Below are 13,455 nucleotides of genomic sequence, written 5' to 3' on the forward strand. Positions count from 1 at the left end.
GAGGTGGCGTCGTTCGAGGAGACCCGTGCGGCCAACCGAGCACCCCAGCCGGTCGGCGGCGACCTGAGGCTCGCGACGTTCAACGTCCTCAACTACTTCAACACCACCGGTGAGGAGTTCGAGGCGAACGGCGGCACCTGCAGCTACTACACCGACCGCGACCAGGACCCGGTCGCGGTCAACAGCTGCAACCCCGACGGGCCCCGCGGCGCCGCAGAGTGGGAGGACCTGCAGCGGCAGCAGGCCAAGATCGTCCGTGCGATCGACGGCCTCGGTGCCGACGTGGTCTCGCTGGAGGAGCTGGAGAACTCGATCAAGCTGCTCGGCGAGACCGACCGCGACGACGCGATCCGCGAGCTGGTCAAGGCGCTCAACGCGGCCGCCGGCGCGGGCACGTGGCGCTACGTCCCGTCGCCGGCGGAGGCGCTGACGCCCGAGGCCGTCGCCCAGCAGGACGTGATCCGCACCGGCTTCATCTACCGGCCCGCGCGCGTGCAGGCGCTGGGGGAGTCGGACCTGCTCCTCGACACCACCGAGTTCGCCAACGCGCGCGAGCCGCTGGCCCAGCTCTTCAAGCCGGTCGGTGCCCCGGCCTCGGCTGCGTTCGCGGTCGTGGTCAACCACTTCAAGTCCAAGGGCTGCTCGGGCGCGAGCGGCGACAACGCGGACGCGGGCGACGGCCAGTCGTGCTGGAACGGCGACCGGGTCCGGCAGGCGAAGCGGCTCGTGGCCTTCGCGCAGGACTTCGCCGCCAGCCACCGGACGGAGAAGGTCTTCCTGGCCGGTGACTTCAACTCCTACACCGAGGAGGACCCGATGCACGTGCTGTACGACGCGGGCTTCGCGGCGGTCGAGTCCGGCCAGGCCGACGACGACAGCTACAGCTTCAGTGGCCTCTCCGGATCTCTCGACCACGTCCTCGCGAGCAACGCGGCTGCCGCCACCGTGACCGGTGCGGACATCTGGGAGATCAACGCGGACGAGTCGATCGCGTACCAGTACAGCCGTCACAACTACAACGTCACGCAGTTCTTCGACGCCGACGACCCGTTCGCCGCGTCCGACCACAATCCGGAGCTCGTCGGCATCCGGACCTCGAAGGGAAGCAACTGATGAAGAACCGCATCGTGGCCGGAGTCGGCCTCGCGCTCGCAGCCGGCGGAGTCCAGCTCGTGACGCAGGCGCCCGCGTACGCCGCCCCGGTCGACATCCAGATCCTGGCGACCAACGACTTCCACGGGCGCCTGCGGGCCAACGGCGCGGAGGCGGGCGCAGCGGTGCTCGCGGGTGCGGTGAAGCAGCTCGAGGCCGCCAACCCCAACACGGTCTTCAGCGCGGCCGGCGACCTGATCGGCGCCTCGACGTTCGAGTCGTTCATCGCGCAGGACAAGCCGACGATCGACGCGCTGAACGCCGCGGGCCTCGACGTCTCCGCGGTCGGCAACCACGAGTTCGACGCCGGCTACGACGACCTGCTGCACCGCGTCATGGCGCCGTATGACGCGTCGACCAACCCGCACGGCGGGGCCGAGTGGGAGTACATCGGTGCCAACGTCCACAAGCCCGGAGCGCCGGAGAGCGAGCTGCTCGAGCCGACGTACGTCCGTGACTTCGGCGGGGCCCAGGTCGGCTTCGTCGGTGCCGTCACCGAGCACCTGCACGAGCTGGTCTCGCCCGCGGGCATCGAGGGCGTGACGGTCGAGGACATTGCTGCCGCGACCAACCGCGAGGCGGACCGTCTCGTCGCCGCGGGCGTCGACGTCGTGGTGCTGCTCGTGCACGAGGGGGCTCCGTCGACGGACTGCGCGACGATGGAAGACGACCCGACGTCCGACTTCGGGCAGATCATCCACGGTGTCAACGACAACGTGGACGCGATCGTGTCGGGCCACACGCACCTGGCCTACAACTGCTCCTTCCCGGTCGCGGGCTGGGCGGGCCGCCCGGTCACCGATCGTCCGGTCGTCTCGGCGGGCCAGTACGGCATGAACCTCAACAAGCTGGTCTTCTCGGTCGACTCCGCCACGGGCGAGGTCCAGGCCACGACGCAGGAGCTCCTCCCGCTCGCCGGAGGCGCTTACCCGGCTGACCCGGCCACGAAGACGATCGTTGACAAGGCCGTCGCCGATGCGGAAGTCCTGGGTGCGCAGCCGCTGGGTCGTCTGGAGTCGTCCTACTACCGCGCCCGGCGAGCCGACGGCACCAGCGAGAACCGCGGTGGAGAGTCCACGCTCGGCAACCTCGTCGCCGAGGCGCAGCGCTGGAGCACATCCACGCCGGAGGCCGGGGGAGCGCAGATCGCGTTCATGAACCCGGGTGGCCTGCGGGCTGACATGGTCGCCGCCGCCGACGGCACCCTGACCTACAAGCAGGCCGCCACCGTGCAGCCGTTCGCCAACACGCTGGTCAACCTCAAGATGACGGGTGCCCAGATCAAGGCGGCGCTGGAGCAGCAGTGGCAGCCGGCCGGTGCTTCGCGGCCGTTCCTGCGGCTCGGCACCTCCGAGGGCTTCACCTACACCTACGACCCGGCCGCACCGGCGGGCTCGCACATCACCGGCATGTGGCTCGACGGCGCCAAGGTGGTCGCCGGCACGACGTACTCGGTCACCGCGAACTCGTTCCTCGCCTCGGGTGGCGACAACTTCGGTGCCTTCAACGTGGCGCCGTCGCTCAAGCGCGACACCGGCAAGGTGGACCTCGCGGCGATGGTCGAATACCTCGCCGTGCACGCCGCGGACGCTCCGCTCGCCACCGACTGGAGCCAGCGCTCGGTGGGTGTCTCGTTCCCCGCTGGTGTGCGCACCTTCGAGCCCCGGTCGCGCGTCGCCTTCACGCTGTCGTCGCTCACGTTCAGCGCGCCGGCCGACCTCGACGAGACGGCTGTGACGGTCTCCCTGGACGGCGAGGTGCTCGGCACCTTCCCGGTCGACGCCACGGTCCCCGCGACGCCGTACGACGAGGTCGGCACCGCCGCGGTCAGCTTCCGGCTGCCGGTCGGACGCCCCGGCACGAAGGTGCTCACGGTGACCGGCGTGAAGACCGGTACGAGCGTGGAGGTGCCGGTCGAGGTCGTCGGCATCGACTGAGTGGCTAGGCTCGGGACATGGCTCCCGAGGAGATCACCGAGTCGCCCACCGTGGCCGCGCAATTGGTCGCGACGCTCCAGGTCCGAGGCGAGACGGTGGCCACTGCGGAGTCGCTGACCGGCGGACTGGTCGCTGGCGCGATCACGGCGGCAGCCGGGGCGTCAGCCGTCTACACCGGGGGTGTGGTCACCTACGCCACGGGCGCCAAGGAGGAGCTGCTCGCCGTCCCGCCGGAGGTGATCGAAGGCCCTGGCGTCGTCTCCGCCGAGTGCGCGGAGGCGATGGCGACCGGCGTCCGCCGGCTGCTCGCCACGACGTTCGGTGTCGCGACGACCGGCGTGGCTGGGCCCGAGGAGCAGGAGGGCAAGCCCGTCGGCACGGTCTTCGTCGGCCTGGCGACGCCCGCCGGCGTCACGTCGTACCAGCTGGATCTCGATGGTGATCGCGACCGGGTCGGCATCCGGGAGGCGACGGTGGAGGCCGCGCTGGCTCTCCTTCTGGAACATGTGCCGCGGGAAGATCCACGGCTCGGGTAGCGTTGCCCTCACCCGGTAGGAAAGGAGATCGCCATGGTGCTGTTCCGTCGAGTGCTCGGCGACGTGCTTCGCAACCAGCGCGTGCAGCGCGGCATGACGCTGCGCGAGGTCTCCGCCGGCGCCCGCGTCTCGCTGGGCTACATCTCCGAGATCGAGCGTGGCCAGAAGGAAGCCTCCTCCGAGCTCCTCGCCTCGCTCTGCGGTGCGATGGACCTCACGCTCTCGCAGGTGATCCGCGAGGTCTCCGACCAGGTCGCGCTCGAGGAGGCCGCCCTGGCCCCCATCCCGCTCCCGGTCCGCACCGAGGCCGTCGCTTCCTCAGCTGCCTGACGGGCGCCGCACGCGCGCCACGTCAGCGCCGAGATCGAACCGAGACCGGTTGTTCATCCGGCGTTGACTCCACCGTTGCGCCGGGAGGGCCATTCTCAGGCGCATGACCTCACGTCTCGAACGCACGGCGATCCTCGCGGTCGTCGCCTTCGTCCTCACCCTCCTCCAGGCGCCCGCCCAGGCGGTGACGCCCTTGACCGTCGCGCAGGCGATCGCCACGCAGAACGGCTCGACGCAGACGGTGCGTGGCTACGTCGTCGGGCAGCCGACCGCGACCAGCACCGTGGTCACGTCCGGCTTCCCCAACGACTACGCACTCGCGATCGCGGACACCGCGACCGAGACCGCGACGAGCAAGATGCTCTACGTCCAGATCCCGAGTGCGTTCCGCGCGCAGTGGGGCCTGCGGACGAACCCGTCGCTCATGGGCGACCAGATCGACGTGACGGGTGCGCTGTCGGCGTACTTCTCGCACCCGGGCATGACCGGCACGTCCGCGTTCGCCCTCACGGGCGGTGGTGGCGGGGGCACGGAGCCGCCGCCGGGTGGCACGTCGCCGTGGGACTCGACGTACTACGCCCCGGCGATGGGGCAGTCCGGTGCGCAGCTCAAGTCCACGCTGCACGGCATCATCGACGGCCACACCATGCTGAGCTACACGACGGTGTGGACCGCCCTGAAGGACACCGACGAGGACCCGAACAACGCCAACAACGTCATCGAGCTCTACACCGGTCGCTCGATCGCGGAGACGAGCAACGGCGGCAACACCGGCCAGTGGAACCGCGAGCACGTCTGGGCGCAGTCCCGCGGTGGCTTCGACACCAGTGCCGGCCCGGGCACCGACCTGCACCACATCCGCCCGGAGGACGTCACCGTCAACTCGATCCGTGGCAACAAGGACTTCGACAACGGTGGCACGGCGGTCTCGGGGTGCACGGACTGCTGGACCGACGCCGACTCGTTCGAGCCGCGCGACGCCGTCAAGGGCGACGTGGCGCGCATGCTGCTCTACATGGCGGTGCGCTACGAGGGCGGCGACGGCTGGAACAACCTCGAGATGAGCTCGACCGTCGGCACGTCCTCGACGCTGCTGGGCGACCTCGAGACCCTGCTCGCCTGGAACGCCGCCGACCCGGTCTCTGCGTTCGAGATGCGCCGCAACGACCGCATCCACTCCGCGTGGCAGGGCAACCGCAACCCGTTCATCGACCACCCCGAGTGGGCCGACGCCATCTGGTGAGGCCCTCTGGTGAGCTCTGGATCGGTCAGAGCGGGAGCGTGCGCCGCGCGGTGAAGTGGCGCGCGCTCCCGTCGACCGGGTCGACGAACGCGAGCTCGCTGGCCAGCAGCTGGAGCGGCGTGCTGAAGTCGTCGACGTCGGTCACCGTCACCGTCGGGTAGAGCGGGTCACCGACGATCGGGATGCCCAGGCCGTGGAGATGCAGGCGGAGCTGGTGCGTGCGACCTGTGCGCGGCGTGAGCCGGTAGATCGCCAGCTCGTTACCCACACGCGACTCGAGCTCGACCAGAGTTTCGGCGTTGACCGGTGCGTCGGGCACCACCGCCGCCTGCCACTGACCGGTCGGCTTGGTGATGTGGTTGCGGATGACGGTCGGCTCCTCGCGTGCCATGTCGTACGCCGCCAGCGCGCGGTAGGTCTTCCGGGTCGTGCGGTCCTCGAAGATCCCCTGGTACGCCGCGCGCCACTGTCGCTGGGTGGTGAGCAGCAGGACACCCGAGGTGACCCGGTCCAGGCGGTGAGCAGGAGATAGCTCGGGCATCCCGAGCTCCGCGCGGGCACGCACGACGACGCTCTGCACCACGTGGCTGCCCCGGGGGATGGAGCTCAGGAACGATGGCTTGTCCACGACGACGATCCGCTCGTCCTGGTGCAGCACGACCAGGTCACCGGGGACGACGGGCTCCTCACGCAGGTCGCGGTGGAAGAAGACGAACCGGTGCGCGCGGTAGGCGTCGTCGGCCCGGACCGGGGTGCCGTCATCCCACACGAACCGGCCCTCGCTGAGGAACCCGTCGACGTCGACGCTCGGCTGCTCGCCGTCGGCCAGCTGGGCCGTGGCGCCGGGCGCGAGTGCGTGCAGGCCGTTGGCCTCCCTGCTGCGTGGTGGCAGCCGGTGGAGGAGCCAGTCACGCATCGTCGCCTCGTGCTCCGGGACCGTTCCCGCGTGTGGCGTACGGACCCAGGCGGCGCTCAGCCCGTGGCGGAGCGGGAGCGGGGAGCGGGGCGGCACGGTCGCATCGTAGGTGCGTCCTACGACCGGACGTGCATCCGCTCGCCCTGGGGGCCGAAGATCGCGAGCACCTCGGCTGGCGACGGACCGGGGTTGCTGATCCAGTGTGGCGTACGCGTGTCGAACTCGACGACCTCGCCCGGGTCGAGGAGGAGGTCCCGCCTCCCCAGGACGAGCCGGAGGCGTCCGCTGAGGACGTAGAGCCACTCGTAGCCCTCGTGGGTCTTGAGCGATGGTGTCGACTCGCTCTCGACCGGGATGACGAGCTTGAAGGACTGCAGGCCGCCGGGGCGCCGCGTGAGCGGGATGAACGTGCGGCCATGGCGCGTGATCGGCTTGGCCCGGATCCGCGGATCGCCCGTGTCGGGCGCGTCGACGAGCTCGTCGAGGGCGACCCGGTGTGCGCGGGCGAGCGGCAGCAGGAGCTCCAGGGTGGGCTTCCGCTGTCCTGACTCGAGCCGGGAGAGCGTGCTCACCGAGATGCCGGTCTCCGCGGCGAGGTCGGTGAGGGTCGCCTCCCGCTCGAGGCGGAGCTGGCGGAGCCGTGGTCCCACGCTGCGCAGTACGTCGTCGTCCATCGGACAAGTTTGCCGGGATGGCAACAATGTTTGTCAAGACGGCGAAGGCGACGCACAGTGGGAGACATGAGTGAGAACGAGATCTTCGACGTGGTGGTGGTCGGTGGCGGCGCGGCCGGCCTGAGCGGGGCGCTCGCCCTGGGGCGCTCGCGCCGGCGGGTGCTGGTGGTGGATGCCGGCGAGCCACGCAACGCCCCCGCGGGCCATGCCCACAACTACCTCGGACGGGAGGGGATCCCGCCGCTCGAGCTGCTGAGGATCGGCCGCGACGAGGTGAAGCAGTACGACGTGGAGGTCGCCGCCGACCGTGTCGTCGACGTCGTCCGTGGTGACGGCGGCTTCGTGGTGTCGATGGAGTCGGGACGCACTGTCACTGCGCGGCGTGTCCTGGTGACCACGGGTGTGGTCGACCGCCTGCCCGATGTGGCGGGCCTCGCCGAGCGCTGGGGTCGCGACGTCCTCCACTGCCCGTACTGCCATGGGTGGGAGGTGCGCGACACGGCGATCGCGGTGCTCGCCTCGACGCCCATGGCTGCTCACCACGGCCTGCTCTTCCGCCAGCTCTCGGATGACGTCGCCATGGTCGTCCTGGACGGGGTCGAACTGCCGTCCGCGGACCTCGAGCGCCTCGCTGCGATCGGCGTCCGGTTCGAGTACGGCACGCCCGCCGAGGTCGTGACCGAGGGTGACCGGCTGGTCGGCCTCCGGCTCGCGGACGGCTCGGTGTTGGAGCGCGAGGCGATCGTGGTCGCGTCGGTGCCCGTGGTGGAGACATCGTTCCTGCAGTCACTCGCGATTGAACCGACCCCGGTCGAGATGGCAGGCACGGCGCTCGGTGAGGTGATCGCTGTCGATCAGATGGGCGCGACCGGCGTCGCTGGTGTCTACGCGGCCGGCAACGTCACCGACGTCAGCATGACCCTGATGGCGGCCGCTGCTCACGGCAACCGGGTCGGCGCCCTGATCAACGCCCACCTCGCTGCCGAGGATGCGGACCGCGCCGTGGAGGCACGCCGCGCGGAGCTCTTCGAGAGGCCGTCCTGGGAGCAGCGGTACGCCGGCGAGCAGGTGTGGAGCGGGCGGGTGAACCCCCAGCTCGAGCGGGAGGCGCAGGGGCTTGAGCCGGGGCGCGCTCTCGACGTCGGCTGCGGCGAGGGCGGCGACGCGATCTGGCTGGCTGGTCGCGGCTGGCAGGTGACGGCACTCGACTTCGCCGACGGGGCACTGGCCCGGACCACGGCCCATGCGGCAGAGGCAGGCGTCGGTGACCGGGTGACCACGGCGCGGGCTGACCTCCGCACCTGGGAGCCCGGGGGAGAGGTCTGGGACCTTGTGTCGTCACAGTTCGTGCACCTGCCGGACTCGGGGATGATCGACCTGACCCGGACCCTGGCCTCGGCTGTCGCTCCCGGAGGCACGCTCCTGGTCGTCGGGCACCACCCCGACGACCACGTCACCGGCCTGCGGCACGGTCACCACTCGTTCCTCTTCACGGCGGAGTCGCTGCTGCCGGCGCTCGGGGACGACTTCGAGGTCGAGGTGTGCGAGACCCGCCGGCGTACGGCTGTGCACCCGCACTCCGGCGAGGAGATCGTGGTCAACGACGCGGTGCTGCGGGCGCGTCGGCGGGGGTGAGCTTGCGCCGGCGATGGGGGAGGTCAGCGCTGCATGTAGGTGCCGCCCTCGGCCGTGAAGCCGAACGACTCGTAGAGCTCGATCGCCTCGGGGGCGGAGAAGAGCGCCACATGCCCAGCCCGCTCGATGTGGGTGTCGGCGAGGAGTGACTCCATCAGTTCCGCGGCCACGCCGTTCTCCTGCTCGTCGGGGGCGACCATGACGTCGACGACGATCGCGTAGAAGGTGTCGCCGACCGCCCGGGCAAGGCCGATCAGGCGCCCCTCGTCGTCGCGCGCCGTCACGAGGGCTAGGGACTGGTCGAGGGCAGTCTCGGCGACGTCCGGGGTCATCGTCGGCCACCCGACCGAGGCGCGGAGGGCGATGTACTCGTCGGCGGTGAGCGCTGGGTGCATGCGTCGTTGTTACCCGATGCCCGGTCGCGGAATGCCGAGACCAGTCGGGCATGACCTGGTCAGGTCGCTGGTCGACCTAGCGCTGGCAGCTCGGGCACCAGTAGCGCACGCGCTCACGCCCTGGCTCGCCCTGGTGCTCGACGCGCACCTGCGTGCCGCAACGTCCGCACTCGCGTCGGCCGTAGACCCAGTGCATGTTGCCGCGCCGCAGGTTGCCGGTCGTTGGCATGCCGGGGTGCTCACGGTTGGCGGTCAGCAGCAGGTGTGCCCTCGCCACGAGTCGCTCGAGGCGAGCGACGTCGCCGACGGGCGTGGTCGGCAGCCGGCCGGTGAGGAAGCAGAGCTCGGCCGCGTAGACATTGCCGATGCCTGCAAGGTTGCGCTGGTCGAGGAGCGCCTCCGCCAGGGGTCGGTCCGGATCGCGGAGCAGGCGAGCCACCGCCGTCACCGCATCCCAGTCAGGACCGAGCAGGTCGGGCCCGAGGTGTCCGACGGCATCGCCCTCGCGCGAGCGCGGCAGCAGCTCGACCACGCCCAGTGAGAAGCCGACCGCCTCGACGTCCTCGGCGCGGAGCACCACGCGGGCGGTGTGGGCGGGCTTGCTCCACCGCTCGCCGACGTGGCCGACGCGCCACGACCCTTCCATCTTGAGGTGGGTGTGGAGGGTTAAGTCGTCGCCGATGCGGGTGAGTAGGTGCTTGCCGCGGGCGATCGTCTCGACGACCTGCTCGCCGGCGAGCGAGGCAGTCGCATGTGCCGGCACGCGGAAGTCCGTGGACGTGAGCACGCGACCCGACAGGCCACGGTCGAGCAGCCGGGCCGTCCGCCAGACCGCATCGCCCTCAGGCACGGATCCTCAACCCCTTCGGCGTGGCGACGAATCCGGCGGCGGTCAGCGCCTCGCGCAGCGGCGTCGACCCGGCGCCCAGCACCTGCTCGCCGTCGGCGCGCTCGACGGTGAGGCGGCCGAGCTGCCCGCGGCGTACGGCGTCGGCAAGGGCACCGCACGCAGGCGTGAGCCGCTCGTGGTCGTCGGAGAAGGTCAGCAGCGTGCGCCCGCCGCGCTCGACGTAGAGCACGAGTGCACCGTCGACCAGGACGACCAGCGCGCCCGCCTTCCGGCCGGGACGGTGCCCGGGACCGGTCTCGGCGGTGGGGTCGGAGACTGGTCGCTCCGGCCACGGAAGTGCGGCGCCGAACGGGTTGGCCGGGTCGGTAGCGGCGAGCGCCACCGCGACCTGTTCCTCGCCAGGCTCGCTGAACGTGCGGAGCCGGTCGACCGCGCCCGAGGAGCCGAACTGTGCGGCACCCAGCCCGGCGACGAAGTAGCCCCGGCGGCAGCGACCGGTGTCCTCGAACTGACTCAGCACCTTGTACGCCGCGGCGAAGCCGCCCGGGGCACGCTCAGCCTGGACCGCCCCACGCGTGACGACACCGTGGCGTTCGAGCAGGCCCTCGGCCAGCGCGTGGGCGCGCCGGGTCGGGTCGAGGTCGACGGCGGGTAGCGCGCTCCACCGCCCCGAGGTTGACGGCGGGCCGCCGCGCGACGGCATCGCTGGACGCCGGGAGGCCGTGCGCGCACGCGGTGCCGGACGCCGCGTGCGGTGCGCACCGCCACCGCCCACCAGCGGACGGAGCGGGGCGAGGGTGTCGTTGCCGATGCGGCCGGCCCAGACCAGCTCCCACAGGACCGCTGCGAGTGCGTTGTCGTCGGTGGCGCCGACGGCGTCGGAGAGCTGGCGGAAGAACCATGCCCCGCCGGGCGCGAGTGAATCGAGCACCGCTTGGTGGAGCTCGGAGTGCTCGAAGGCGGCCGGCACCGGCAGGGTCAGCTCCGCCTGGTCGGCGAGGTGGAGCGAGACCCAGCCGTCGTCGCCGGGAAGGGCGCCGTGGCCCGCCCAGAGCACCTCGCCGGTCGCCGTGAGCTCGTCGAGGAAGGCGGGGGAGTAGTCGCGCACGCGTGCCGGGAGCACGAGTGACTCGAGCGCCGACGCCGGGATCGGACAGCCAGCGAGCTGCTCGACGGCCGCGACGACGCCATCGACGCCACGCAGGGCACCCTTCGCTCGCGTGACGCCCTGCCAGTGCGGCAGGAACCTCCCCAGTGCCTCAGGATCGACCGGCTCGACCTCCGCGCGCAACCGGGCCAGCGAGCGGCGTCGGAGCCTACGGAGCACCTCGGCGTCGCACCACTCGGCACCGGCGCCCGCCGGCCGGAACTCGCCCTCGAGCACCCGGCCCTGACCGGCCAGACGGGCCAGTGTGTGGCGCACGACCGCGACACCGAGCCCGAACCGTGCCGCGACCTCGTCAGCGGTGAAGGGCCCGTGCGTGCGGGCGTAGCGCGCGACGAGGTCGCCGAGCGGATCCTCGACCGCTTCGGTGAAGACGGCCGGAGTGCCCGGTGGCACCGGGACCCCGAGGCCGTCACGGAGGCGGGCGACGTCCTCGATGGCGACCCATCGCTCGTCGCCGGCCACCCGCATGAGCACCGCGCGTCGGGCCTCCTTGAGGGCCGCCACCGCCGCCGCCGCGGACTCACCCGAGAACCGTTGCGCGATCTCGGCGGGCGACAGGGGACCCAGCAGCCGCAGCAGGTCGGCCACCCCCTCGGCATCGCGGGTCCGTCGGTCCTCTGCCAGCCGCTGCAACTCGGCCTCGGTCTCCGCGAGGACGACGGGATCGAGCAGCTCGCGGAGCTCGGCACGACCGAGCAGCTCGGCCAGCAGCCCCTGGTCGAGCTGGAGCGCCGCCGCACGGCGTTCGGCGATGGGGGAGTCGCCCTCGTAGACGAACTGTGCGACGTAGCCGAAGAGCAGCGACCGCGCGTAGGGCGAGGGCAGCTGGGTGTCGACGTCGACGACCTGCACCTCGCGCTGGTCGATGCGGCGCAGCAGGGCCACCAGGCCCGGGAGGTCGTAGACGTCCTGCAGGACCTCGCGGACCGCCTCGAGCACGATAGGGAAGGAGGGGTACTTCGCGGCCACCTCGAGCAGCTGCGCCGACCTCTGGCGCTGCTGCCACAGGGGGGAGCGCTTGCCGGGGTTGCGTCGTGGCAGCAGGAGCGCACGGGCGGCGCACTCGCGGAAGCGCGACGCGAAGAGGGCCGAGCCACCGACCTCGGTGGTCACGATCTCCTCGATCTCGGCCGGCTCGAAGACGACGATGTCACCCGACGGCGGCTCGCCGGAGGTGTCAGGCACCCGGAGCACGATGCCGTCGTCGGAGGCCACGGCCGACGCCTCCACGCCGTAGCGCACGCGCAGCCGCGCGTTGATGGCGAGGGCCCACGGCGCGTGGACCGGCGTGCCGTAGGGCGAGTGCACGACGAGCCGCCAGTCACCCAGCTCGTCACGGCACCTCTCGACGACGATCGAGCGGTCGCTGGGCACGACCCGTGTGGCCTCCGCCTGCTCCCCGACGTACGCCGCGAGGTTGCTCGCCGCCCAGTCGTCGAGGCCGGCTTCACGCGCTCGCTCGACGGCGCGCGGCTGCGGCAGGGCTGCGAGCTCGCGCCCGAGCGCGCCGACGGCCTCGCCGAGCTCGGCGGGGCGCCCGAGGGTGTCGCCCTTCCAGAAGGGGAGCCGGCCGGGGACACCCGGCGCAGGCGTCACCAGGACCCGGTCGTGGGTGATGTCCTCGATGCGCCAGCTGGTCGCACCGAGGGCGAAGACGTCGCCCACACGCGACTCGTAGACCATCTCTTCGTCGAGCTCACCCACCCGCTTGCCGGTCTTCTCCGAGCCGACCAGGAAGACCCCGAAGAGGCCGCGATCGGGGATGGTGCCGCCGGACGTGACGGCCAGCCGCTGCGCGCCCGGCCTCCCGGTCACCACACCGGTCACGCGGTCCCAGACGACGCGCGGTCGGAGCTCGGCGAACTCGTCGGACGGGTAGCGCCCGGCGAGGAGGTCGAGCGTCGCCTCGAAGGCGGAACGGGGCAAGGTCGCATACGGGGCCGACCTCCGCGCCAGGTCGTACAGCTCGTCGACGGGCCACGCGTCGAGCGAGGTCATCGCCACGACCTGCTGGGCGAGCACGTCGAGCGGGTTGGCGGGCACGCGGAGCGACTCGATCGCGCCCGCGCGCATGCGCTCCACTGCGACCGCCGTCTGGGCGAGGTCGCCGCGGTGCTTCGGGTAGAGCACGCCTCGCGAGACCTCACCGACCTGGTGACCGGCACGGCCGACGCGCTGCAGGGCGGAGGCGACCGACGGCGGTGACTCGATCTGCACCACGAGGTCGACCTCGCCCATGTCGATGCCCAGCTCGAGGGACGAGGTCGCGACGACGCAGGGGAGGCGGCCTCGCTTGAGGTCGTCCTCGATGAGGGCGCGCTGCTCCTTCGACACCGACCCGTGATGCGCCTTGGCGATGAGGGCCGCAGGGCTCCCCGGACGCGGTGGGGGTCCAACCACCCGCTCCGCTCCTTCGTCGCTCCGAGGGGGCCAGTCCCATCCACGGACCCCCACCCCCTCCGGTCCGCCCTGCGCCCCCCGCTGCTCCTGGCGGTCGGCTGCGATCTCGTTGAAGCGTGCAGTCAGCCGCTCCGCGAGGCGGCGCGAGTTGGCGAAGACGATCGTGGAGCGGTGCTGCTCGATCAGGTCGGCGACGTGCTCCTCGACGTGGGGCCAGAT

General features: G+C 71.7%; 11 protein-coding genes. 6 read left to right on the forward strand and 5 right to left on the reverse strand.

Going from position 1 to position 13,455, the window contains the following annotated elements; all coding sequences use genetic code 11:
• The 5 genes from VLF38_RS01290 to VLF38_RS01310 all read left to right on the forward strand — a co-directional run.
• A partial coding sequence (locus VLF38_RS01290; RefSeq protein WP_325269481.1) for an ExeM/NucH family extracellular endonuclease occupies window positions 1-1,113 on the forward strand: 1,113 nt, incomplete at its 5' end.
• Window positions 1,113-3,089, forward strand: coding sequence for a bifunctional UDP-sugar hydrolase/5'-nucleotidase (locus tag VLF38_RS01295; protein ID WP_325269482.1), 1,977 nt, complete (start codon window positions 1,113-1,115; stop codon window positions 3,087-3,089). The genes VLF38_RS01290 and VLF38_RS01295, both read left to right, overlap by 1 nt.
• A 17-nt stretch (window positions 3,090-3,106) precedes the next feature.
• Window positions 3,107-3,625 carry a CinA family protein gene (locus tag VLF38_RS01300; RefSeq protein WP_325269483.1) on the forward strand — a complete coding sequence of 173 codons (519 nt, stop codon included), beginning with the start codon at window positions 3,107-3,109 and terminating at the stop codon, window positions 3,623-3,625.
• A 33-nt stretch (window positions 3,626-3,658) separates the two neighbouring features.
• A complete protein-coding gene (locus VLF38_RS01305) occupies window positions 3,659-3,955 on the forward strand; it encodes a helix-turn-helix transcriptional regulator (RefSeq protein ID WP_325269484.1) in 297 nt (98 codons plus the stop codon).
• A 103-nt stretch (window positions 3,956-4,058) separates the two neighbouring features.
• Complete coding sequence (locus tag VLF38_RS01310) at window positions 4,059-5,198, forward strand: endonuclease (RefSeq protein WP_325269485.1); 1,140 nt, start codon at window positions 4,059-4,061, stop codon at window positions 5,196-5,198.
• Window positions 5,199-5,223: 25 nt separating this feature from the next.
• Here VLF38_RS01310 and VLF38_RS01315 read toward each other — a convergent pair whose 3' ends face one another.
• Both VLF38_RS01315 and VLF38_RS01320 read right to left on the reverse strand, forming a co-directional pair.
• A complete protein-coding gene (locus tag VLF38_RS01315; protein WP_325269486.1) occupies window positions 5,224-6,210 on the reverse strand; it encodes a pseudouridine synthase in 987 nt (328 codons plus the stop codon).
• Window positions 6,211-6,230: 20 nt separating this feature from the next.
• Window positions 6,231-6,788 carry an XRE family transcriptional regulator gene (locus VLF38_RS01320; RefSeq protein WP_325269487.1) on the reverse strand — a complete coding sequence of 186 codons (558 nt, stop codon included), beginning with the start codon at window positions 6,786-6,788 and terminating at the stop codon, window positions 6,231-6,233.
• A gap of 66 nt (window positions 6,789-6,854) precedes the next feature.
• Here VLF38_RS01320 and VLF38_RS01325 point away from each other — a divergent pair, with 66 nt between their 5' ends.
• On the forward strand, window positions 6,855-8,423 hold the full coding sequence (locus VLF38_RS01325) for a bifunctional NAD(P)/FAD-dependent oxidoreductase/class I SAM-dependent methyltransferase (RefSeq protein ID WP_325269488.1): 1,569 nt from the start codon (window positions 6,855-6,857) through the stop codon (window positions 8,421-8,423).
• Window positions 8,424-8,446: 23 nt separating this feature from the next.
• On the opposite strand, the gene VLF38_RS01330 is transcribed toward VLF38_RS01325, so the two are convergent.
• The 3 genes from VLF38_RS01330 to VLF38_RS01340 form a co-directional block, all read right to left on the reverse strand.
• Complete coding sequence (locus tag VLF38_RS01330; RefSeq protein ID WP_325269489.1) at window positions 8,447-8,818, reverse strand: GNAT family N-acetyltransferase; 372 nt, start codon at window positions 8,816-8,818, stop codon at window positions 8,447-8,449.
• 76 nt (window positions 8,819-8,894) lie between these two features.
• Window positions 8,895-9,668: a DNA-formamidopyrimidine glycosylase family protein gene (locus VLF38_RS01335; protein WP_325269490.1), complete on the reverse strand. Its 774-nt coding sequence runs from the start codon at window positions 9,666-9,668 to the stop codon at window positions 8,895-8,897.
• Window positions 9,661-13,455: Lhr family ATP-dependent helicase (locus tag VLF38_RS01340; protein WP_325269491.1), on the reverse strand; the 3,795-nt coding region annotated here is incomplete at its 5' end. The genes VLF38_RS01340 and VLF38_RS01335, both read right to left, overlap by 8 nt.

The organism is Nocardioides sp., from assembly GCF_035481145.1.
In the GTDB taxonomy this organism is placed as follows: Bacteria; Actinomycetota; Actinomycetes; order Propionibacteriales; family Nocardioidaceae; genus Nocardioides.